A 23,101-nucleotide genomic window follows, 5' to 3' on the forward strand; every position below is an offset into this window, starting at 1 on the left:
ACACCCGGGCCGGTCGGCTCCTTGTACACGCTGATCGGGCCCGGGGCGGGCAGGAACCCGCGGCCGGCGTCCTCACCGTTGATGCGGAACTCGAACGAGTGTCCGCGCGGGGTCGGGTCCTCGGTGATCTCGAGCTTCTCGCCGTTGGCGATGCGGAACTGCTGGCGCACCAGGTCGATGCCCGCGGTCTCCTCGGTGACCGGGTGCTCGACCTGCAGGCGGGTGTTGACCTCGAGGAACGAGACGGTGTCGCCCTGCACCAGGTACTCCACGGTGCCGGCACCGTAGTAGCCGGCCTCCTTGCAGATCGCCTTGGCGGAGTTGTGGATCCGGTCGCGCTGGTCGTCGGTCAGGAACGGCGCCGGGGCCTCCTCGACGAGCTTCTGGAAGCGGCGCTGCAGCGAGCAGTCGCGGGTGCCGGCGACGATGACGTTGCCGTGCTGGTCGGCGATGACCTGCGCCTCGACGTGGCGGGCCTTGTCGAGGTACTGCTCGACGAAGCACTCGCCGCGCCCGAACGCCGCGATCGCCTCGCGGGTGGCGGACTCGAACAGCTCGGGGATCTCCTCGATGGTGTGCGCGACCTTCATCCCGCGCCCACCGCCACCGAACGCGGCCTTGATCGCGACCGGCACGCCGTACTGCTTGGCGAACTCGACGACCTCGTCGGCGCCCTTGACCGGGTCCTTGGTGCCCGCGGCCATCGGCGCGTTCGCGCGTTCGGCGATGTGCCGGGCGGTGACCTTGTCACCGAGGTCGCGGATCGACTGCGGCGAGGGCCCGATCCAGATCAGGCCGGCGTCGATCACGGCCTGCGCGAAGTCGGCGTTCTCGGACAGGAACCCGTAGCCGGGGTGGATCGCGTCCGCACCGGACTTGGCGGCGGCGTCGAGGATCTTGTCGAACACCAGGTACGACTCGGCGGAGGTCTGCCCCCCGAGGGCGAACGCCTCGTCGGCCAGCTTCACGAACTGCGCGTCCGCGTCCGGTTCCGCGTACACCGCGACGCTGCCGTAGCCGGCGTCCTTCGCGGCCCGGATGACCCGCACAGCGATCTCGCCGCGGTTGGCGACGAGCACCTTCGTGATCTGCTTCTGAGAATTGGTCATCGGTCTTCCTTTACCGGGCGTAGCGGGCGTTGACGAAAGTGCTTGGCGCCGCGGACAACCCGTAGCGCATCATCTGGGCGGGCGAACCCCACCCCTCCTCGGTCTGCGGCTCGGCGGCGGCGGGAGCTCCCGACACCGCGGCGAGCGCGACCAGCACGGCGGCGATCTCGGTGTCGTCGGGGTTCCCCGAGAACCGGATCGGATCCTGCTGCGGCACAGGGGTACCCAGCATCGCGGCCTCGTCCAACTCGACGTCGGCCGTCTCCAGCACCGCGGTCACAGCGGGATGTTCCCGTGCTTCTTGGGCGGGAGGGTGACCATCTTGCGTTCGAGCAGACGCAGAGCGGACACGATCTGACCGCGGGTGTGGCTCGGCGGGATCACCGCGTCGACGTAACCGCGTTCGGCGGCGACGTACGGGTTGACGAGGGTGTCCTCGTACTCGTTCTGCAACTGCAGGCGCAGCGCATCGACGTCCTGACCGGCCGCGGCGGCGTCCTTGAGCTGCTTGCGGTAGACGAACCCGACCGCACCCGAGGCACCCATGACCGCGATCTGCGCCGTCGGCCACGCCAGGTTCACATCGGCACCCATGTGCTTGGACCCCATCACGTCGTACGCGCCGCCGTACGCCTTGCGGGTGATGACGGTGATCTTCCCGACGGTGGCCTCACCGTAGGCGTAGAGCAGCTTCGCCCCGCGCCGGATGATGCCGTTGTACTCCTGCTCGGTGCCCGGCAGGAAGCCCGGCACGTCGACCAGGGTCACGATCGGGACGTTGAACGCATCGCAGGTCCGCACGAACCGGGCCGCCTTCTCCGAGGCGTCGATGTCCAGGCAGCCCGCGAACTGGGTCGGCTGGTTCGCCACGATGCCCACGCTGCGGCCGTCGATGCGGCCGAACCCGACGATGATGTTCGCCGCGCGACCGGCCTGCACCTCGAGGAACTCGTCGTCGTCGAGCAGGCGGCGGATCACCTCGTGCATGTCGTACGGCTGGTTCGCCGAGTCGGGGATGATCGTGTCCAGGTCCAGATCCTCCGGGGTCAGCGACTCCTCGATCGACCCGACGATCGGATCGGTCGCCTCCAGCCGCGGCGCGGCGGCCTGGTTGTTCGACGGCAGGTACGAGAGCAGGTCCTTGACGTAGTCGAGGGCGTCCTGCTCGCCGGAGGCGACGTAGTGCGCGACACCGGACTTCGCCATGTGGGTGTGCGCGCCGCCCAGGTCCTCCATGGTGACGTCCTCACCGGTGACGGTCTTGATCACGTCCGGGCCGGTGACGAACATCTGGGAGGTCTGGTCGACCATCACCACGAAGTCCGTCAGCGCCGGCGAGTACACGTGCCCGCCCGCGGCCGGGCCCATGATCAGCGAGATCTGCGGGATCACCCCGGACGCCTGGACGTTGCGGTGGAAGATCTCGCCGTACAGGCCGAGGGAGACCACGCCCTCCTGGATGCGGGCGCCGGCGCCCTCGTTGATCCCGATCAGCGGCCGACCGGTCTTCAGGGCGAGGTCCATCACCTTGACGATCTTCTCGCCGTAGATCTCGCCGAGGGACCCACCGAAGACGGTCGCGTCCTGGGAGAACACGCACACGTCGCGGCCGTCGACGGTGCCGTAGCCGGTGACCACGCCGTCGCCGGCCGGTCGGTTGTCCCCGAGCCCGAAGTTCGTCGACCGGTGCCGCGCCAACGCGTCCAGTTCGACGAACGAGCCCTCGTCGAGCAGTGCCTCGATGCGTTCGCGGGCGGTCAGCTTGCCCTTCGCGTGCACCTTCTCCACGGCGGCCTCACCGGTCGGGAAGGTCGCCTCCGCCTGACGGCGATGCAGATCCGCGAGCTTCCCCGCGGTGGTGTGGATATCGGGGACATTCGACGCCGCGGTGGCGGCGGACTCCTGGACGCTGGTCACAGTGAAGTACCTCTCGGCTTCGCTCGGGTGTGGTGACGCGATCGAAGGGTCACGATACCTCAGGTCTCATAGTTAACTAAGTGAGATTTGTAATCGGATGAGGGGTGGAGTTCCCTGCGGAAACGCAATCATGCACGCAACAAACGACCCCGGCACACCGTTTCCGGAATACCGGGGCCGCCGGCCGGCCCGTCCGTCGGGCGGGTGTCACCCCTTCCGTGCGGACATCAACATCGGCTCGCGCAAGTCGTAGTACGAGACCTCCCCCATCAGTTCGGTTTCCTCCTCGAACAGCGAGCGCAGGTCATCCGGAACCTCGACGTTCTCGTGCAGACGCGCCTCCGACTCGGAGGTGAAGTAGACGGCCTCCACATACCCGTCCTTGCCGTCGCTGCAGAGCGTGCCGCCGATGATCTCGGGACGCACGTCGTGCACCCGGTCACCGACCTGCGACATCAGATCCACCATCCGGTGCGCGTCACTGGTGTGACCCTCCATCACCTGCACGAACCCGGCACTGTCGGATCCGCCGCCCATCCACTCGGTGACCTCCACGCAGTCCGTGAACGTCACCGGACCGTCGAAGCAGCGCTCGGTCTCGGCCCACCAGGCGCCCTGCTCGGGGCGTTCGCTGTTGCGCCGGGCCGCGTCCTGCGACTCGAACCGGACCATGCAGATGAAGGTGCCATCGGCGCACGTACCGCTCGTCGAGCCCAGGTACCCGGTCGCGCCCGCGGCCAACTCGTCGTTCCACCGGTCCAGGCACCGCAACAGGCCGGCCTCGTCGCCGACCTTGCCCTGAATCACTTGAATGAACATCGCCCTCTCCTCACGCGGGCGAATCACCCGCCGCGAGTACACCGCCGGTGGCCGGCGAACGAGGTCCACCGCCGATGCCGGGCGCCGCCGCTCACGTTCCGGCGGCCCGCGACCGCGACCACTGCGTACCCAATTTTTCGCGTACGTGGATGGGGATGCAAGGCCGCCGTGCGAAGCGATCGCGCGACCACCAGGCCGGTCGGCGGCGCCCGACCCGTGTGCGCCAGTCCGTTCTGCGGCCGGGGTGTCCCTGCATCGTGATTCGGCAGTCCCTGTGCGACGAACCCCTCGATCGCCGCCGTCGGTCGTGGTGCCGGGCTGCGGGACCACGACGTCCCTACATGCCCACCTCCGAGTGCGCGGTGGTACTCCCCATCAGCCGATTCTGTGCGTCCCCTCGGGCGCCGACGCGAGTAGTCCACTACCCGATTCGCGCGATCCGGGTCCACGCGACCCCACCGGGCCTCGCCCTCGCGACGCGCCGATGGACCGCGAAGTATAGACCCGCCGTCGACACGCACGGCTTCAGCTGGCAGTCTGTACACGAGACCAGCCCTCGTCCTGAGGGCCGGCTCGCAGTAACAGGAGCAATAACGTGGCACAAGGCACCGTCAAGTGGTTCAACGCGGAAAAGGGATTCGGCTTCATCGAGCAGGACGGTGACGGGCCCGACGTGTTCGTTCACTACTCCGAGATCCAGACGAACGGCTTCAAGACCCTCGACGAGGGCGCGCGCGTGGAGTTCGAGATCGGCCAGGGCCAGAAGGGCCCGCAGGCCACCGGAGTCCGCACCATCTAAGCGACTTCCTTACACCGAGGGGCGTCTCCGCATCGCGGAGGCGCCCTTCGGCGTTTCTCCGGGCACGCAGGGGGATTATCCTGGGGTTCTCGACCGCACCGCGAGGTGACCACATGACGAGAACGTGCCCGCCGGGCGGTGCGGGGACATGAGCGTGCGATGCCCGATCCCGACCCACCCCTCACCGAACGTGTGACTCCCTCCGGCGTCGCCGCCGAACTCGCTGCTGCCGGTTTCACCGACGGCGAGGAGATCGGCCGTGGCGGCTTCGGGGTCGTCTACAGGTGCACCCAACCCAGCCTCGACCGGACGGTGGCCGTCAAGGTGCTCAGCGGTGAGCTCGACGACGACAGCCGCGAGCGGTTCCTACGCGAGCAGCGCGCGATGGGAGCGGTCTCCGGGCATCCGAACATCTGCAACATCCTGCAGGTCGGGACGACCCGATCGGCACGGCCCTTCATCGTGATGCCGTACCACCGCCACGGCTCACTGCAGGAACTGATCCGTCGCGACGGCCCCCTCGACTGGCCCGAGGTGCTGCGGATCGGCGCGAAGATGTCCGGCGCCCTCGAGACCGCGCACCGGGCGGGCACCCTGCATCGCGATGTGAAACCGGCCAACATCCTGCTCACCGAGTACGGCGAGCCCCAACTGACCGACTTCGGTATCGCCCGCACCAAGGGTGGGTTCGAGACCGCCACCGGACAGATCACCGGCTCCCCCGCCTACACCGCCCCCGAGGTCCTCGAGGGCCGCTCGCCCAGCGTCCGATCCGACGTCTACAGTCTCGGCGCGACCCTGTTCTGCGCGGCCACCGGCCACGCGGCCTTCGAGCGGCGGGACGGAGAGCAGGTCGTCGCGCAGTTCCTCCGGGTCACCCAGAGCCCCGTCCCAGACCTGCACGGCGAGGACATCCCCGCCGACGTGTGCGGGGCGCTCGAGTCGGCGATGGCGTCGGACCCGGACGACCGCCCGGCGAGCGCTGTCGAATTCGGAATGATCCTGCAGGATCTCGCCATCGCGCACGGATTGAACGCGGGCGAGATGGCAGTGCCCGACCCCGCCGGCGAGTCGGGAAACGCGCTGGTCTCCCCGTTCCCCGGGCATCCCACCGGCACGCAGCGGCGCACCGGCACCCAGCGGATGACGGGCATCCGCGGGCGGACCGGCACCCGCGGATCGACCAGGACCACACCGCCCGCCCCCGCCACCCGGTTCCGCCCCCCGGTCACCGGGCGCGCACTCGTTGCGCGCGACCGGCTCGTCGACCGACTGTGGGCCGGCCAGCGCCGTCGTCTGGCCGTGATCCACGCACCCGCCGGATTCGGCAAGAGCACCCTCGCCGCCCAGTGGAGCGCAGCGCTCGTCGCGGACGGCGTCACCGTCGCGTGGCTGTCCGTCGCCCCCGACGACGACAACGTCGTGTGGTTCCTCTCCCACCTGGTCGAGTCCGTCAGCCGGGTCGCTCCCGAACTCGCGGACGAACTCGGACAGGCACTCGAAGACCACGGCAAGGACGCACAGGCCTACGTACTGACCACGCTGATCAATCGAATCCACACCGCCAAACGTCGCGTCGCCATCGTCATCGACGACTGGCATCGGGTGAGCAGCCCCGAATCACTCGAGGCCCTGGACTACCTGCTCGACAACGGGTGCCACCACATCCAGGTCATCGTGACCAGCCGGACCAACACCGGCCTGCCACTGGCACGGATGCGGGTACTCGACGAGCTCATCGAAATCGACTCGGCAGCACTGCGATTCGAAGAGGCGGAGTCACAGGAACTGCTCGTCGGACTCGGCGGACTGCACCTGACGGACACCGACGTCGCGAGACTGTGCCGATCCACCGAGGGCTGGGCGGCCGCGCTGAAGCTCGCCTCGCTGTCGCTGCGGGGGCGTGAGAGCCCCACCGAACTGATCGACCATCTGGCCGAGCACCAGGCGATCGGCGAGTTCCTCGCCGAGAACGTCCTCGACCTCCTGGAGCCCGACCTGCTCGACTTCCTGCTTGCCACTTCCGTCACCGAACGACTCACCGGATCCCTGGCCTCGGCACTGGCCGGCGTCCGCAACGGTCAGGCGCGGCTCGAGGAGGTCGCCGCCCGGGATCTGTTCCTGCTCCGGCTCAGCGACAGCGACACCGAGGGGCCGACCTCGGCACCGAGCGAGACCTGGTACCGGTACCACCACCTGTTCGCCAAGTACCTGCGCCGTCGGCTCAACCGCGATCATTCCGAGCGGGTTCCGGAACTGCACCGCACCGCGTCCGCCTGGTTCGCCGAACACCACCTGCTGAGTGAGGCGGTCGACCACGCACTGCGCGCCGGGGATCCGGATGCAGCGGTGGCCCTCGTCGAACGGGACGGCACCTACCTGATCGAACACTCCCGGATGGTCACCCTGCTGGGACTGGTGGACAAACTGCCACCGACCGCTGTGGTCGGCCGGCCACGGCTACAGCTGATGTTGGCCTGGGCCAACGTCCTGTTGCAGCGGACCGGGGCCTGCCGGCGCATTCTGGCACTGGCCCGCAGCGCGCTCGAGGCCACACCGGATGCCGACCTGTCGGCGGAGGCCGATCTGCTCGAAGGAGTGGTCGCCGCATTCGCCGATCACCCGGCCGGTGTCGAACGGTTCACCGAGGGGTGCCTGAGCCGGCCTCAGAAGCACCGGCCGTGGGTGGTGACCGCCGTCGCCAACGTCCAGATCTTCGCGGCCCTGTACCGGTTCGACTTCGATGCCGCGTTCCGCTGGGTGGAGTGGGCGGCCCCGTACCACGAGGCGATGAGCGGCTCGTTCAACACCATGTACGGCTACTGCATGGTCGGGATGGCGGCGAACGAGCAGCTTGCCGTCGAGTCGGCCGAGGACTGGTTCCGTCGGGCGCTGCGCGTGGCGAGGGAATCGTCCGGTCCACGCTCGCATTCGGCGCGTCTGGCCGCCGCGATCCTCGGCGAGCTGCTGTACGAGCAGAACCGGCTCGACGAGGCCGAGCGGCTCCTCGACGAGGGATTCGAGCTCGGCGGCGAGGGCGGCATCGTCGAGCTGATGATCGCCCGCTACGTGACCGGCGCCCGGATCAAGGTGCGCCGCGGCGAGCCGGAAGCTGCTGCCGAGCGGCTGATGGAGGGGGCCCGTTGCGCAGATGCCCTCGACCTTCCGCGGCTGCGGGCACGCATCGACAACGAGCGCATCCGCCTTGGCTTTCCTGTCACCGCCCGCACCCGCACGCCGCGGTACCCGACGCTGCCGCCGGTCGATGCCGTGGTCGACGGCAGCGCGGAGATCACCGCGCAATTGGAGGACGCGACGACCGCCCGGATTCTGTTGCGCACCGGGGCGGCAGCGAACACCGCGCTCGCCTGTGAGATCGCCCAGGCCTGGGTGGACCGCCTCGCCGACACCCGCCGGACCCGCGCCCGGCTGCAGGCGGACCGACTGCTCGTTGCGTGCCTGTTCGCCGCCGGTCGCGACCAGGAGGCACTGGCCGTGCTCGCAAGCGTTGCGGCGAGCTGTGCCCGGCACTCGATGATCCTGTACCTGCTCGACGGTGGTCCGACCATTCGCCCCGGGCTCGAGAGGCTGCGGACCGCGACGGCCACCGGCGACTGGGATCCGACCTGGCCGGTGGTGCCGATCGAATTCCTCGACGACGCCCTCACGATCGCCACGGTGGAGCCGTGAACGGAGGGGCACCGGAACGACCGAAGGCGCCGCCCGGTGGGGCGGCGCCTTCGGTTCGTCGTTCGGGGATGCGGGTCAGCTGGCGAGCACCGGCATCTTCACGACCTGGCCGGCGTACGCGAGACCGGCGCCGAACGCGAGGAGGAGGGTGGTGTCGCCGGGCTTGGCCTTACCGGTGCGCAGCATCTCCTCCATCGCCAGCGGGATGGAGGCGGCGGAGGTGTTGCCGGTCTCGGCGATGTCGTTCGACACCGCGACCGTCTCCGGCAGGTTCATGCTCCGGGCGATCACCTCGGTGATGCGGGCGTTGGCCTGATGGGGAACGAACGCGTCGATGTCGTCGACGGTCAGGCCCGTCTTGTCGAGGGTCTGCTGGGCGATCTTGCCCATCTCGAACGCGGCCCAGCGGAACACGGAGGTGCCCTCCATGATGATCCACGGCCGCTTCTGCTCCGGGTTGGTGGCGAAGTCGACCCAGTCGGGTTCCTGGCGGATGGCACGCCCCTGGGCACCGTCCGATCCCCAGACGACCGGGCCGATGCCGGTCTCCTCGCCGCGTCCGACGACAACGGCGCCGGCGCCGTCACCGAAAATGAAGCGCACCGAGCGGTCGGTGGGCTCGGTGGAGTCACTCATCCGCTCGACACCGATCACCAGCACACGCTCCTCCGTGCCGGCCCGGACCAGGTCGGAGGCGACGCCGAGGGCGTAGCAGAACCCGGCGCATCCGGCGGCGATGTCCATCGCGCCCGCGCCGCCGGTGCCGAGCTCCTCGGCGACGAGCGCCGAGCAGGCGGGCGTCTGCACGGGGTAGGTCGAGCTGGCGACGATGACAGTACCGATCTGCTCACCGGTCAGGCCGGCCGCCTCGAGCGCCTTGCGGCCGGCTGCGATGGACATCTGCAGCACGCTCTCGTCGGGGCCGGCGAAACGGCGGGTCCTGATCCCGGACCGGGACTGGATCCACTCGTCGGTCGAGTCGATCTGCTCGCAGATCTCCTCGTTGGTCACGACCCGCTCGGGCCGGTACACGCCGAGCCCGAGAATTGCGGAATGACGAAGCTCACTGGTGTTCGCGATCGCTGCACCCATCGACCTTTTTCTCCTGTTCTGTTTCATCGGATGCTCGGGCGAAACCACGAACTCCTCGTCTGACACCGTACTGTGCCCACTTCACGCGTGGTGAGGCTCCGTTGGCGGACTGGACGGTCCACCATTTCGGCACAGGCGGTTCTTATCACCGCGGTGACCGGCCGTGGCACGAAAACGATCAATGCGGCATCGAAATCACCACATGCGCAACACACGTTTACATCCGTCCCACTCCTCCCGGAAATATGCGCGCGCGGTCACTACGATCGTCACCCGACATCCCTTACGCCATACGGGACCGTCACGGGGGCGAGACTTCCCCGTGCTCCACGGCACGCCGGCTCTCGCCCCACTGTTTCCGCGGCACAGGACACGACAACAGTCGAAGGGTGAACGCGCCATGGGTGGACATGTACCGGGAAGACGCCGATCGGGGGTGGGCACCGCCGTGCGGGCCTGCGCCCTCGCCGCAGCAACCGCGCTCGCGGTCGCCGCACCGGCCGCCGCGAATCCCAACGCGGTCAATCCGATTCCGGGACTGAACGGCACCAACGGCCTCCCCGACCTGCGCGGACGCACCAATGCGGTCGCCCAGGCCACCGGCCTGCTCAGCGCCAACCGCACCCAGGACACCAACGTGCTCGGCACGGACCTCGGCATCATGTGGGACAACGGCAACGGTGAGGTCCTCACCGCCTTCGGCGACTCGGCCGGTCTCGGCCTGCCGAACCTGCTCAGCGGCAGCCTGTGGTCGTGGCGCAGCAACACCCTCTACCGCAGTGCCGACCACAATCTTGCCGACGGCATGGCCTTCGACAGCACCCCGCGCGACTTCCTGGGCCAGTCGAAGGAGCTGGTGCCCAGCCCGAAGATTCCGTACGTCGAGATCAGCCGGATCCCCACGGCGGGGGTCGCGGTCGACGGCGTCCAGTACATGTCGCTGATGTCGGTGAACCACTGGGGTGAACCCGGCAAGTGGGAGACCAACAACTCGACGCTGGCCTTCTCCACCGACAACGGCGAGAACTGGACGGTCGCGCCGGAAACGACCCGCCCGAACGCCGAGGGCAACCGGAACTTCCAGATGAGCGCGTTCCTGAAGGACGGCGGCTACGTCTACCAGTACGGAACCCCGCCGGGACGCGGCACGCTCGCCTATGTTGCGCGGGTGCCCGAGAAGCAGATCAAGGACCTCGGGGCGTACGAGTACTGGAACGGCGCCGAGTGGAAGAAGGGGGACGTGAACGCCGCCGCGCCGATCGTCTTCGGCGGCGTCGGCGAGATCTCCGTCCAGTACAACGAGTTCCTCGGCCAGTACCTGATGCTCACGACCGACAACTTCAACTCGGTGGTGATGCGTCGTTCCCCGTCCCCGACCGGACCGTGGGGGCCACCGGAGGTCCTGCTCGACACCCGGGAGCTGCCGACCGCCTACGGCGCATACATCCACCCCTGGTCGAGCGGCCCGGACCTGTATTTCCTGACGACTGTGCACTCGAACTACAACGTGCTGCTGCTGCGCACCACGCTCAACCGCTGACGTCCACCACGCCGCCACGACAGCGCCGTACGGTCACCGCATGGACGCACACGACTGGGACCGCCGGTACGCCGGGGAAGCGCTGCTGTGGGGGTCGGCCCCGGACGCGGCGGTCGTCGAGTTCGTCGCGGCACTGCCGGCGGGCCGGGCCCTGGACCTCGGCTGCGGCGAGGGCCGGAATGCGCTGTGGCTGGCGTTGCGCGCGTGGCAGGTGACCGCCGTGGACTTCTCGACGGTGGCGTTGACGAAGGCGGTCCATGCGTCCGCACCCCTTCCCCGGGCGACGCGTGAGCGGCTGACCTGGGTGAACGCGGATGTGACCGAGATCGAGTATCGGCCGGAGCATGACCTGGTCCTGTCCTGCCATCTGCAACTGTCGCCGGAATCACGCCGCCGCTTCCTCCGCCGCGCCGCCGGCGCGCTGCGCCCCGGCGGCACCCTGCTCGTCCTCGAACACGGCCCCGCGGGAAAGGAGATCGACAACGATCAGTTCCCTTGCACACCAGACGAACTCGCGGACGACGTGACCGGGGCCCTGACGGTGACCACGGCGCGGTGGATCGACGGCGACACCGCGGGCGCCGGCACCGGCCAGGCCGCCGGCGAGCACCGCCGCGAGGCCCTGGTTGTCGGTTTTCGCGGTTCTGTTGGCACCTAACTGAATCACGAGTAACATCGGCTAAGTTACTGACGAGTAGCCGCTAGGGCGGTACCTCGACGCAGACTGGACAAGGCCAGAACGTGGGCATTACCAGGGGCTGGACCGCACCATCTCAGGGAGACAGAAGACATGGGGCATTACAAGAGCAACGTTCGTGACCTGGAGTTCAACCTCTTCGAGGTACTCGACCTCGAGAAGCCGCTGAGCGAGGGCACCTGGGGCGACCTGGACGTCGACACCATCAAGAACATGCTCAGCGAGGTCGCGCGACTGGCCGAGGGCCCGCTGGGCGAGGCCTACGCCGACGCCGACCGCAACCCGCCGGTCTTCGACCCGGAAACCCACGAGGCGACCCTGCCCGAGTCCTTCAAGAAGTCCTTCAAGGCGATGTGGGACGCCGAGTGGTACCGCATGGGCCTCGACGAGGAGATCGGCGGCGTGCCGGTCCCCCGCGCGCTGGTGTGGGCGATCGCCGAGATGATGCTCGGTGCGCAGCCGGCCGCCTTCATGTACCAGGCGGGCCCGTCGTTCGCGAACGTCCTGTTCAACAACGGCACCGACGAGCAGAAGCAGTGGGCCGCCACCTGCGTCGAGCGTGGCTGGGGCGCCACCATGGTGCTGACCGAGCCGGACGCCGGCTCGGACGTCGGCGCCGGCCGCACCAAGGCCATCAAGCAGGACGACGGCACCTGGCACATCGAGGGCGTCAAGCGGTTCATCACCTCCGCCACCTCCGACGACCTGTTCGAGAACATCTTCCACCTGGTGCTGGCCCGTCCCGAGGGCGCAGGCCCCGGCACCAAGGGTCTGTCGCTGTTCTTCGTGCCGAAGTTCCACTTCGACTTCGAGAAGAACGAGCTCGGCGAGCGCAACGGCGCCTTCGTCACCAACGTCGAGCACAAGATGGGCCTGAAGGCCTCCGCCACCTGCGAGCTCACCTTCGGTGGCCACGGCGTCCCGGCCGTCGGCTGGCTGGTCGGCGAGGTGCACAACGGCATCGCGCAGATGTTCGACGTCATCGAGCACGCCCGCATGATGGTCGGCACCAAGGCCATCTCGACCCTGTCGACCGGCTACCTGAACGCGCTCGACTACGCCAAGCAGCGTGTCCAGGGCGCCGACCTGACCCAGATGACCGACAAGGCCGCCCCGCGCGTGACCATCACCCACCACCCGGACGTGCGCCGGGCGCTGGCGATGCAGAAGGCCTACGCGGAGGGCATGCGCGCGGTGTACCTGTACACCGCCGCCCACCAGGACGTCGAGGTGGCCAAGCACGTCTCCGGCGCCGAGGGCGACCTCGTGCACCGCGTCAACGACCTGCTGCTTCCGATCGTCAAGGGCGTCGGCTCGGAGCGCGCGTACCAGTACCTGACCGACTCGCTGCAGACGCTCGGCGGCTCCGGCTTCCTGCAGGACTACCCGATCGAGCAGTACATCCGCGACGCCAAGATCGACTCCCTGTACGAGGGCACCACCGCGATCCAGGCGCAGGACTTCTTCTTCCGCAAGATCGCCCGTGACCGCGGCGTCGCCCTGGCGCACGTGGCCGGCGAGGTCAAGAAGTTCATCGACCGCGACGACGCCGACAACCGCCTCAAGTCGGAGCGGGCCCTGCTCGCCACCGCGCTCGAGGACGTGCAGGCGATGGTCGCGACGCTGACCGGATTCCTGATGGGTGCCCAGGAGCAGCCGACGGAGCTGTACAAGGTCGGCCTCGGCTCGGTCCGCTTCCTGATGGCGGTCGGCGACCTGCTGGTCGGCTGGAAGCTGCTCGAGGCGGCGGAGATCGCACTCGGCAAGCTCGACGCCGGCGCCTCCGACAAGGACAAGCCGTTCTACGAGGGCAAGGTCGCGACCGCGTCCTTCTTCGCCAAGAACGTGCTCCCCGAGCTGACCGCGTCGCGCGGGATCGTCGCGAACGTCGACAACGACATCATGGAGATGGACGAGGCCGCGTTCTAGGACTGCGACAAGATTCGGGCGGAACCGCCCAGATCAGGACAACGGCGATGCCGCACACCGGGTTTCGGTGCGCGGCATCGCCGTTTTCGCGCCGGGGGCGTCGACACCGCCGACGCGAGGGGTCAGCGACCCGGGGGCCGGTAGTCGGCGGGGCGTTTCACGGCCTCGTCGATCTGCTCGGGCGTGAGCAGTGCGACCGTGTTCGTCCTCGCCGCGCCCGCGGCGGCGGTGCGAATGCTCATCGACGCCGCCGCGACCTCGTCGGGGACCTCGCCGATCACGTAGAGGTCGTCACCGCCGAACGCGAAGTGGCAGCTTTCCATGGTGCCGCCGACGCTCTCGATCGCGGTGCGGATCGCGTCGCGCCGCGCCGATCCCCCTTCGGCGAGCAGGCCGCCCGCGCCGTCCGTCGTGTAGCCGACCCGCCACAGATACTTGGGCATGATCCTCGTCCCTCGTTTCGGTCCGCCAGATGCATCCATCGTCCTCCGGCTCACCCGCGGGCGGGCCGGTTCCGGGGATAGCCTCGAAAGGTGGCACGGATCCGGGTCGGGATCTCCGGCTGGGTGTATCCCCGATGGCGCGGCGACTTCTATCCGAGTGGGCTGGCGCATCGACGCGAACTGGAGTTCGCCGCGGCCCGCATGTCGTCCATCGAGATCAACGCGTCCTTCTACGCCCTGCAGCAGCCACGAACCTACGCGCGGTGGCGGGACGAGACGCCGGCGGACTTCGTGTTCGCGGTCAAGGGCAGCCGGTACATCACGCACATGAAGCGGCTCACCGACGTGGGTGCCCCGCTCGCGAACTTTCTCGCCTCCGGCGTCCTCGCCCTGGAGTCGAAGCTGGGCCCGTTCCTGTGGCAGCTGCCCGCAACGCTGCCCTTCGACGCCGACCGCTTCGACAACTTCCTCGCCGCTCTGCCCCGCTCGACGGCCTCGATCGCCGACCTCGCGGCGCAGCACGACGCCAAGGTGCGGACCGACAGGGCGGTGGTGCACCCGGACGCCGACCGGCCGGTCCGCCACGCCGTCGAGGTGCGCCACCCCTCGTTCACGACTCCGGAGGTGCTGCGCGTGGCGGAGCATCGGGGCGTCGCGCTCGTGGTCGCGGACAGTGCCGGACGGTTTCCGGTGGTCGACACCCCGACGTGCGATTTCGTGTACGTCCGACTGCACGGTCACACGGAGCTGTACACGAGCGGCTACGCCGACCGCAGCCTCGACGCCTGGGCCCACCGGATCGGGGACTGGGCCCGCGCCGGCCTCGACGTGTACGTGTACTTCGACAACGACGCCCTCGGCCGCGCACCGTTCGACGCGATGGCCCTGCAGCGTCGCCTCGGATGATCGCCGATTCCCCGCCCGCCCAGGTATTGACAACGTTCGTTGTCAGTTGCAGTGTGGGCCTGTGACGACCACCGCCGCCCGGCCCTCCCGGTACATGCGCGACCGCGCGCACTCCGCCCGGGTCACCGCGCCCCTGCGCCCCTTCGCCTGGCCCACACCCGACGCGACCCCGCAGGAGGCCGACCACCTGCGGCGCGCACTGCTCGAACGCGACGAGCCGAGCGCCGCCCTGGTCCGGGCCATGCGCGAGGACCGCACCGTCACCCTCGCCCAGTTCCGGCAGGCACTCGCCGAGGGCGTCGACTCCGTCCCCGACGCACCGGCCCCGCTTCGCGACTACTTCGCACTGATCGAGGACACGCCGGACTGGGTCGATCGCGACCTCGTCGCGCTGGGCGCGCGGACGCTGCGCCGGGTCGGGTCCGACGCCGGCGACGTGCTCGCGTACGGCTCACTGCTGGGTGGATACAACAACTCCGGGCCGCTGCCCGTACTGGTGGCGTCCGGGCGGCTCACCGGTGAGCGCACCCGCCGCCGGATCGCCGAAACCGGGACCTGGTGGAACGGGTGTGTCGCCGACGGGGGCCTGGACCGGTTCGGCGCAGGGTTCACGCTGTCGGTGCACGTGCGCCTGATGCACGCGTTCGTCGACTACCACCACGAGCACGAAACCGACTGGGACAGCGGCGAACGCGGCCTACCGGTGAACCAGTTCGACCAGGCCGGCACGCTGGGCCTGTTCTCTATCACGTTCCTGCTTCACACCCGGGTCCTCGGGGTGCGCTACACCAGGGAGGAAGCCGACGCGGTCCTGCACCTGTGGTGCTACGTGGGCTGGTTGATGGGCGTCGACCCGCGCTGGCTCCCGTTCGACGAGCGGGCCGGCCTGCGCATGATGTACCAGATCGGCTCGTCCTCGCCCGCGGCCGACGAGAACAGCTACGCGCTGGCCCGATCGCTCGTGGATCTGCCCCTGCACACCCGCTACGACCATTTCCAGTGGCTGCGGCGGCGGTACGAGTACGAACGTGGGCTGTCGCTGGCGACCACGCTCCTCGGCCCGGCCGGTGTACGGGCACTGAAGGTTCCGGTCCGGCCACCGTGGTATCCGATCGGCCGACTGGCCGTAAACATCGTCAAACACCATGTGGTGGGCCGATTCCCGGCCGGCAGAGTGCGATTGCAGCGGCTCGGCGAGCGGCAACTACGCGACACGCAGCGGCGCATTCTCGGTGGTGAGATCCCCGACGTCGCGCCGATTCCCCACTGAACCACCGAACGCGATCACGAGGATCGCGCCGGCCCGGCCGTCACTCGTCTTCCGACTCCTCCCCGGACTCGTCCGACTCGTCCTCGGACGCGGCGGGACGGGCGGCGGCGGGACGGGCAGTGGCGGGAGCGGCGGCAGCGGGAGCGGCGGCAGCGGGAGCGGCGGCAGCGGGAGCAGCGGCGGGTGCAGCGGCAGGAGCGGGAGCCGCAGCGGCGGGAGCGGGTTCCGCGCTGACGCAGCGGACGATCGGCACCGGGTCGTACTTCACGGTCCGGGTGTTGCGGGACAGCTCCCGACCCGACGCGTGGTCGCTGATGACGCGGGTGTCCGAGGTGGTGAACCCCTGCGCACCCGACGACGCGATGCAGCCGGCGCCGGCCGGCAACGTCACCGTGTTCGGGGACGTGTGGGCATAGCGCTCACCGGTGATCGATTCGACGTCAACGGTCTTGGTTCCCCACAGCCGGACCGTGATGTTGGAGCTGGTGCCGATCGTCTCGATGAGCACACCGGTGTCCGTGTTGTTCGTGAACTTCAGGTCGATCGCGCCCTCGTACACCGTGGCCTCCCGCGCCTCGGGGTACCGCGAAATGTAGTAGCTGTGCTCGGTGTGGCCGGCGTCCTCCATGCCCGCGAAGTAGGAGGCGTTGTACAACGTCGTCGCGAGCTGACTGATGCCGCCACCGACGGCCTTGTCCGGACGGCCGTTGTTGATGATCCCGGACTCGACGTAGCCCTGCGCGGAGCCGCGCGGACCCGTGTAGTCGTTGAGCGAGAACGTCGCGCGCGGTTTGACCAACGCACCGTCGATCTCGCTCGCGGCCAGCCGGATGTTCACGCCGGACGCGTATTCGAAGCCCCCGGTCGTGTACTCGGCGATCACCTCGGTGATGCCCAGCTTGTTCGCGGCCTCGGTGGTCAGTTCGGGCTGCTTCGGCTCGTACACGGCGTCGAGGGTGCGCGGCCCGGACTCGGTGAGCCGCGCGGGCAGCGACTCGAGGGTCTTGTGCCACTCGATCATCTCGCCGCTCACCGCCGGTACCACCTTCGGTGCCCCGCCGGACAGGCTGAACGACGCATCCTTCGGCTTGACCTCGGTGCCGGCCAGTTGCGGGCCGAGCACGCCGATCGCCGCGTCCACGTTGTATTGCGGCGCGAGACCCCCGTTGCCGTCCGGGGCGAACGTGAGCACCGACCCGATCCGGTCCCGGGTGAGGACCGCGGTGCCGCCGTCGCGACCGGTGATCACCAGGTCCGCGGACGCCGCCGGGGTCGCGACGTCGCGCAGTGCCCGCTCGACGCCGGACTGCGTGACCGAGACCGGCGTGGTCGTGACCGGAACCTCGACACCACCGGACGCGGCCCAGCCGTCGGCGAGCGCCTCCGCCGCGCCGGCCGAGTCGAGCGTCTGCCCCTGCAACGGTGACACCGCGACCGGCGTGACCCCGTCGAACACGACGGCTCCCTCGACGGGCGCACGGTCCGTTCGGGGGCGCAGCCCTTCGACCGCGGCGGCGAGGGCGGCCTCGTCGCGCGTCGAGGCGACCCCGACCTCGCGGTGCGTGAACAGTGAGGTCAGCCGGGTGATCGGGTTCAGCGGCTGGTCACCCGCGCGGTCCAGGGTGGCGGACCAGTCGACGGCGAGACCGGCTGCGGCGGGCACCACTTCGGTCGTCACGTCGCCCGCTCGCACCGGCACCGACTGCTGTGCGCGCGGGTCGATCGCGGCCCGCAGCACGGATTCGGCCTCGGCGTGGGACTTCCCGCCGACATCGACGCCGGCGACGGTCACGCCCCGCGGCACCCGATCCGAGGAAAGCGCCAGGTCCGCGGCGTACCAGATCGCACCGGCCGTCAGCACCCCGGCCGCCGCGGCGATCACGACACGGCGTCCGCCGCGGGAACCTGCGGTCGGGGTGGGCTCGGCCGGGTTGGAGGACGGCTCGGCCGGTGCCGACGGCACGCCGGACGGCGGCTGCACCGAGACCGGTGCGGCAGCGGCGCTCGACCTCGCCGCGGTGGGCTGCTTCGGCCGCGGCCCGGCGGGCTGCTCGCGCGGGGGCGACACGTCCGACGGCGGCACCGCGCCGGGTCCCGGTGCGGCGGTAGGGGGCAGGGTCACCTTGGGCAGGACCGTGGTCGGCACGTCCTCCGGGCGCACGTACTCGGTTGCCACGGGCTGCTCGGCCGCGGTGAGGTCGATGGCCACCGTGTCTGCGGCGGCGTCCTCGGCGACGGCGGAGTCGGGGGCGACGGAAGCGGCGGGCTCGACCGCGGGTCCCGGGGCGTCGGGCTCCGCGATGGCCGTGGTGTCGATGGCCACCGTCTCCTCGGCGACCACGGAGCCCGTGGTGTCCGGCTCGACCGCGGAGCCCGGGGGGTCGACGGCCGCCGTGTCCGCGGCGGCGTCCTCGGCGGCAGGGTCCTCGGCGACGGCGGAGGCGGGGGCAACGGAGTCGGGGGCGGTGGGCTCGACCGCGGGGCCCGGGACGTCGGGCTCGACCGCGGCGGCCGTGGTGTCGATGGCCACCGTCTCCTGGGCGTCCTCGGCGACGGGGGTCTCGGTGCGCTCTTCGACGACGGCGGACTCGTCAACCGCCAGGTGCGCGGGCTCGTCGGGCAGCGCGGCTCCCCGCTCCGCACCCGAGCGCTTGTCGGTTCCTCCGGTCATGTCGAGGCCCTCCCGGTCGTGTCGTTCCGCTGGGCCAGGACCCGCTTCGAACGTCCAGGGTAGCGGGGGCGAACCGGGCCGCCTTTCGGTGGAGGTCACAAGGCGACGGTCTCGAGACGGCCAGAGACAAAGGTGTCCCGCGCTGCAACCGGGTCGGGGGTCTGGCTGCAACGCGGGACGACCTGACTATCGACCCTCCACAACAGGGCGTTACACACAATCAGAAAAAAGTTGTGAAAAGTTGTGATCGATCCCAGAAACCCCACAATGAGCTGGCCAAACAACCCGGTGTCGCCCACGGACGGCCGGGCCGCACGCCGGGCGGATCCCGCGTGGGCCCGCGCCACCCGCGTGTGATGTCACGTTCCGCGCGGATCGACACTCTCGTTCGGTCGGATCACGGGTGTGGGCAGGACGAGGGCGGCCGGCGCGTGCCCGGGTACCGCCGGGTGGAGCGGCGGGGTGGGGTCGACGCGGCGATACGACGACCCGAGCGGCGGACGCGGGTCCGGTTCGTCCCGGTTGGGCCACAGCGAGAAGGCGCGCTCGGCCAGAGCGGTGATCGTCAGCGACGGATTGACCCCGAGATTGGCGCTGACCACCGACCCGTCCGCAACGTGCAGCCCGGGCTGACCGTGGACGCGCTGGTAGGGGTCGACGACGCCGGTCTCGACGGATTCCCCGATCGGGCATCCACCGAGAAAGTGCGCGGTCATCGGAATGTTCGCCAGGTCGGCCAGCGATCCTCCCGGGTCGCCGCCGATCTTGTCGGCCACCGAGCGGATCACCTCGTGCCCCTGCGGAATCCAGGTCGGCGGCGCATCTCCCGGGCCACGCCGGCTGACCAGGCGGACGCGACCGCGACGCCCCCGACGGACGCCGAGCTCGAGGGAGTTGTCCCCGGTCTGCATCACGAGCGCGATCACGGTCCGCTCGGACCAGTGGCGCACCGACAGGCCGCGGACGAACGCGATCGGGTGACGGGCGATCGCCGCGAGCGCCTTGACGGGTCGCGGCAGCCGCCCGCCCCCGTCGACGAGCAGGGTCTGCAGGAGCCCGATCGCGTTGCTGCCCTTGCCGTATCGGACCGGTTCGACATGGGTGCGACCGTCGGGGTGGAACGACGAGGTGATGGCCACACCGCGGTGGTACCCCGCGGGACGACGCGCGGTGGCCGCCAGTACCGCCTCCGAGTTGGTGCGGACCTGGGTGCCGAGCCGGGCCGAGAGCCCGGGCAGCGTGTCGCGGGTGCCCAGCAGCAGCCGCTGGGTGCCGTAGGTGCCCGCGGCGACGACCACCTGGTCCGCGGTCAGGGTCCGGGTGCGGCGGCGCACCCCGTCGGTGCGCCGGGTGTGCACGGCGAATCCGCCGCCGGGCAGCGGGTCCAGACCCGTGACCGTGGTCAACGGACGGATTTGCGCCCCTGCCTTCTCGGCGAGATACAGGTAGTTCTTCACCAGGGTGTTCTTCGCGCCGACACGGCAGCCGGTCATGCAGGCGCCGCATTCGGTGCAGCCAGTGCGTTCCGGTCCGGCGCCGCCGAAGAACGGATCCGCTTTCGTCCGGCCCGGCTCACCGAAGAACACGCCGACCGGGGTGGCGGTGAACGTGTCCCCCACGCCCATCTCGTCCGCGACCTGCCGGACGATGCGGTCCGCCGAAGTGAAGCCGGGATAGGTGACCACCCCGAGCATCCGCGCGGCCTGCCGGTAGTGCGGGTCGAGCTCGGCCTCCCAGTCGGTGATGTGGCCCCACTGCGGGTCGTCGAAGAACGGCCGCGGCGGCCGGTACAGGGTGTTGGCGTAGTTCAGCGACCCACCACCGACCCCCGCCCCGGCCATCACGAGCACGTCCGCGAGTAGGTGGATCCGTTGGATGCCGTAGCAGCCGAGGGCCGGCGCCCACAGGTATCTCCGCATCCTCCAGCTGGTCTCGGGCAGCTCGTCGTCGGCAAACCTGCGCCCCGCCTCGAGGACGCCGACCCGGTAGCCCTTCTCCGTCAGTCGCAGCGCCGCGACACTGCCTCCGAACCCGGAGCCGACCACGATCACGTCGTAGTCACGCTCGGCACTCACGCCGCATCCTCGGCATCCGTGCGCGCCACCGTGCGGTAGTTCTCGGCATCGAACCGGAGCATCTGCGCCCGGTACCGCCAGGTGAAGGTCGGCCACATCACCGAGTTGCGACCGCGCCTGTCCATGTACCAGCTCTTGCAGCCGCCCCGGTTCCACACCGTCGATCCGAGGGCCTCGCCGATTCGGGCGCTGTAGTCCTCCTGCGCCCGCGCCGACACCTCCAGTGCGGACAGACCGCGGGTACGCATGTGCGCCAGGGCCGCTCGGACGTACGTGGACTGGCTCTCGAGCATGTAGACGATCGAACTGTGCCCGAGGTTCGTGTTGGGCCCGTACATCAGGAACAGGTTCGGGAACCCGTGAACCGTCATTCCGCGATGCGCACTGGGGCTCCCGTCCCAGTGCTCGGCCAGGGTGCGGCCGTCGGCGCCGCGCAGCATCCGTGCGATCGGCGGTTCGGTCGGGGTGAACCCGGTGCCGAAGATGATGGTGTCCACCTCGTGCTCGACGCCGTCCGCCCCGATCACCCCGGTGGGCGTCACTCGCATCAGCCCGGACGGCACCACGTCGACGTCGTCGCGGTCGAGGGTGGCCAGCCAGTCGTTGGACAGCAGCATCCGCTTGCAACCGATGGTGAACGTCGGCGTCAGGTGGCGTCTCAGCGTCGGGTCCGACACCTGGGCCCGCAACTGCGCCTTGGACACCAGCGCGAACAGTGGCAGCAGCCAGGTCAGGTAGGCGAACACGACGACGAAACCCTCACGCAGGGCGTACACGAGACCGCGGACGAGCTTCTGCGTCAACGGAAATCGGCGGTACAGGCCCTTCTCCGCCGGCCCGCGGGTGCGGTTGAACCGGGGGATCACCCAGGACGCGGTGCGCTGGAACACGGTCAGCCGCTGTGTGCGGTCGACGATCTGCGGGACGAACTGCACCGCCGACGCGCCGGTCCCGACCACCGCGACCCGCTCGCCGGTCAGGTCGTGATCGTGGTTCCACGATGCCGAGTGGAACACCGTGCCCCGGAACGAGTCCAGGCCCTCGATGTCCGGCAGGTTCGGTGCCGAGAGCGCACCTGTCGCAGCGATCAGGACCTCGGCGGTGACCTCACCGCGGCTGGTCCGTATCCGCCAGAGCGCGGCCGCCTGGTCCCAGTGCGCTTCCTGGAGTTCACAGTCGAACACCGTGCGTGCCCGGACGCCACTGCGGGTGGCCACGTCCTTGAGATAGTCGAAGATCTCCGGCTGTTCGGCGAAGGTGTGACTCCACTTCGGGCTGGGCGCGAAGGACAACGAGTACAGCGTCGTCGGCACATCGCAGGCGCAGCCGGGGTAGGTGTTCTCCCGCCAGGTGCCGCCGACCTCGCCGGCGCGCTCGACGACCACCACGTCCGCGGCCCGGCCGCCGCGGACCAGGTCGGCCGCCGCGGCGAGTCCGCCGAACCCGGTTCCGACGACGAGAACGCGGGTGTGCGAGGGAAGTTCGGTCAATGCGGTCGTGGTGCTCATCGCCCGGTCACCATCGCCTCCCACGCCGGCAACAGGCGCGCCCGGCGCTCGGATTCCTCGGCCGGGGTCCGGAACAACGCGGACACCGCGAAGCCACGGGCCAATTCGATGCTCAGCTCGATCCCGTCGGGTCCGAATCGTTCGCCCATCACCTCGGTGGCCCCGCCGGTCAGCGCGTCGCTGACGACCCGCTCGAGCGGCACCATCGCCTCGAACAGTTCGCGATCGGTGCGCGCGGCGACCCACAGTTCGAGAGCCGCGTAGAACAGCGGACCCGAGAAGGCGTCGACGAGCACTTCGAGTCCGCGTTCCGGCGCGGGTCGGGTGGCGAGGATCTCGGCGAGCCGCTTCTCCACCAGGTACTCCACCGCGGCGACCACGAGGGAGACCTTGGTCGGGAACTGGTGTAGCTGCGCCCCGCGGGACACCCCGGCCCGCCGGGCGATGCCCTGGGTGCTGGTGCCGGCGTAGCCCAGCTCGACAAGCGACTCGATCGTCGCGTCGAGCAGCCTCTGGCGGGTGTGCGCGCTGCGTTGCGCCTGCGTCCGTGTCGGAAGTTCCGTGTCCTGGGTCACACCGGCACGATAGCAACAAACAGTCCGGACTGTCTGTAAATCTTCGAACCGATTCCGGCGC

The 23,101-nt window shown here is 69.7% G+C and carries 17 protein-coding genes; 7 read left to right on the plus strand and 10 right to left on the minus strand.

Features of this window, described 5'->3' with window-relative positions; all coding sequences use genetic code 11:
* The 4 genes from ACWDUM_RS06445 to ACWDUM_RS06460 form a co-directional block, all read right to left on the minus strand.
* Positions 1-1,109 (minus strand): acetyl-CoA carboxylase biotin carboxylase subunit (locus ACWDUM_RS06445; RefSeq protein ID WP_450133339.1); only part of this gene is annotated, 1,109 nt, incomplete at its 3' end.
* Between the two features lie 10 nt (positions 1,110-1,119).
* Positions 1,120-1,389 carry an acyl-CoA carboxylase epsilon subunit gene (locus ACWDUM_RS06450; protein ID WP_450133340.1) on the minus strand — a complete coding sequence of 90 codons (270 nt, stop codon included), beginning with the start codon at positions 1,387-1,389 and terminating at the stop codon, positions 1,120-1,122.
* Positions 1,386-3,026 carry an acyl-CoA carboxylase subunit beta gene (locus tag ACWDUM_RS06455; protein ID WP_450133341.1) on the minus strand — a complete coding sequence of 547 codons (1,641 nt, stop codon included), beginning with the start codon at positions 3,024-3,026 and terminating at the stop codon, positions 1,386-1,388. Before ACWDUM_RS06455 ends, ACWDUM_RS06450 begins: the two co-directional genes overlap by 4 nt.
* A gap of 207 nt (positions 3,027-3,233) precedes the next feature.
* Positions 3,234-3,845 carry a hypothetical protein gene (locus tag ACWDUM_RS06460; RefSeq protein ID WP_450133342.1) on the minus strand — a complete coding sequence of 204 codons (612 nt, stop codon included), beginning with the start codon at positions 3,843-3,845 and terminating at the stop codon, positions 3,234-3,236.
* A gap of 595 nt (positions 3,846-4,440) precedes the next feature.
* Here ACWDUM_RS06460 and ACWDUM_RS06465 point away from each other — a divergent pair.
* Both ACWDUM_RS06465 and ACWDUM_RS06470 read left to right on the plus strand, forming a co-directional pair.
* Positions 4,441-4,644, plus strand: coding sequence for a cold-shock protein (locus ACWDUM_RS06465; protein ID WP_050063916.1), 204 nt, complete (start codon positions 4,441-4,443; stop codon positions 4,642-4,644).
* A gap of 159 nt (positions 4,645-4,803) precedes the next feature.
* Positions 4,804-8,334 (plus strand): protein kinase domain-containing protein, encoded by a 3,531-nt coding sequence (locus ACWDUM_RS06470; protein ID WP_450133343.1) that lies wholly within the window; start codon positions 4,804-4,806, stop codon positions 8,332-8,334.
* 75 nt (positions 8,335-8,409) lie between these two features.
* Here ACWDUM_RS06470 and ACWDUM_RS06475 read toward each other — a convergent pair whose 3' ends face one another.
* The gene (locus tag ACWDUM_RS06475; RefSeq protein WP_450133344.1) at positions 8,410-9,426 is read right to left on the minus strand and encodes a beta-ketoacyl-ACP synthase III; all 1,017 of its coding nucleotides are present in this window, start codon (positions 9,424-9,426) and stop codon (positions 8,410-8,412) included.
* Between the two features lie 400 nt (positions 9,427-9,826).
* Here ACWDUM_RS06475 and ACWDUM_RS06480 point away from each other — a divergent pair, with 400 nt between their 5' ends.
* The 3 genes from ACWDUM_RS06480 to ACWDUM_RS06490 all read left to right on the plus strand — a co-directional run bounded on the left by ACWDUM_RS06480 (position 9,827) and on the right by ACWDUM_RS06490 (position 13,592).
* Positions 9,827-10,966 carry a DUF4185 domain-containing protein gene (locus ACWDUM_RS06480; protein ID WP_450133345.1) on the plus strand — a complete coding sequence of 380 codons (1,140 nt, stop codon included), beginning with the start codon at positions 9,827-9,829 and terminating at the stop codon, positions 10,964-10,966.
* 40 nt (positions 10,967-11,006) lie between these two features.
* Positions 11,007-11,624 carry a class I SAM-dependent methyltransferase gene (locus tag ACWDUM_RS06485; protein ID WP_450133346.1) on the plus strand — a complete coding sequence of 206 codons (618 nt, stop codon included), beginning with the start codon at positions 11,007-11,009 and terminating at the stop codon, positions 11,622-11,624.
* Between the two features lie 132 nt (positions 11,625-11,756).
* Positions 11,757-13,592, plus strand: a complete 1,836-nt coding sequence (locus ACWDUM_RS06490) for an acyl-CoA dehydrogenase (protein WP_450133347.1) — start codon at positions 11,757-11,759, stop codon at positions 13,590-13,592.
* Positions 13,593-13,714: 122 nt separating this feature from the next.
* Here ACWDUM_RS06490 and ACWDUM_RS06495 read toward each other — a convergent pair whose 3' ends face one another.
* A complete protein-coding gene (locus ACWDUM_RS06495; protein WP_450112031.1) occupies positions 13,715-14,035 on the minus strand; it encodes a GYD domain-containing protein in 321 nt (106 codons plus the stop codon).
* Between the two features lie 90 nt (positions 14,036-14,125).
* Here ACWDUM_RS06495 and ACWDUM_RS06500 point away from each other — a divergent pair, with 90 nt between their 5' ends.
* Positions 14,126-14,941 (plus strand): DUF72 domain-containing protein, encoded by an 816-nt coding sequence (locus tag ACWDUM_RS06500; RefSeq protein ID WP_450133348.1) that lies wholly within the window; start codon positions 14,126-14,128, stop codon positions 14,939-14,941.
* A 61-nt stretch (positions 14,942-15,002) separates the two neighbouring features.
* Positions 15,003-16,211, plus strand: coding sequence for an oxygenase MpaB family protein (locus ACWDUM_RS06505; RefSeq protein ID WP_450133349.1), 1,209 nt, complete (start codon positions 15,003-15,005; stop codon positions 16,209-16,211).
* Between the two features lie 40 nt (positions 16,212-16,251).
* On the opposite strand, the gene ACWDUM_RS06510 is transcribed toward ACWDUM_RS06505, so the two are convergent.
* The 4 genes from ACWDUM_RS06510 to ACWDUM_RS06525 all read right to left on the minus strand — a co-directional run bounded on the left by ACWDUM_RS06510 (position 16,252) and on the right by ACWDUM_RS06525 (position 23,040).
* Positions 16,252-18,882 carry a VanW family protein gene (locus ACWDUM_RS06510; protein ID WP_450133350.1) on the minus strand — a complete coding sequence of 877 codons (2,631 nt, stop codon included), beginning with the start codon at positions 18,880-18,882 and terminating at the stop codon, positions 16,252-16,254.
* A gap of 359 nt (positions 18,883-19,241) precedes the next feature.
* The gene (locus ACWDUM_RS06515; RefSeq protein WP_450133351.1) at positions 19,242-20,957 is read right to left on the minus strand and encodes a GMC oxidoreductase; all 1,716 of its coding nucleotides are present in this window, start codon (positions 20,955-20,957) and stop codon (positions 19,242-19,244) included.
* On the minus strand, positions 20,954-22,465 hold the full coding sequence (locus tag ACWDUM_RS06520) for a flavin-containing monooxygenase (protein WP_450133352.1): 1,512 nt from the start codon (positions 22,463-22,465) through the stop codon (positions 20,954-20,956). Before ACWDUM_RS06520 ends, ACWDUM_RS06515 begins: the two co-directional genes overlap by 4 nt.
* Entirely contained in the window at positions 22,462-23,040 is a 579-nt protein-coding gene (locus ACWDUM_RS06525) for a TetR/AcrR family transcriptional regulator (RefSeq protein ID WP_450133353.1), read from the minus strand. Before ACWDUM_RS06525 ends, ACWDUM_RS06520 begins: the two co-directional genes overlap by 4 nt.
* Positions 23,041-23,101: the final 61 nt, after the last annotated feature.

The sequence above is a fragment of the Rhodococcus sp. NPDC003322 genome, assembly GCF_053589555.1.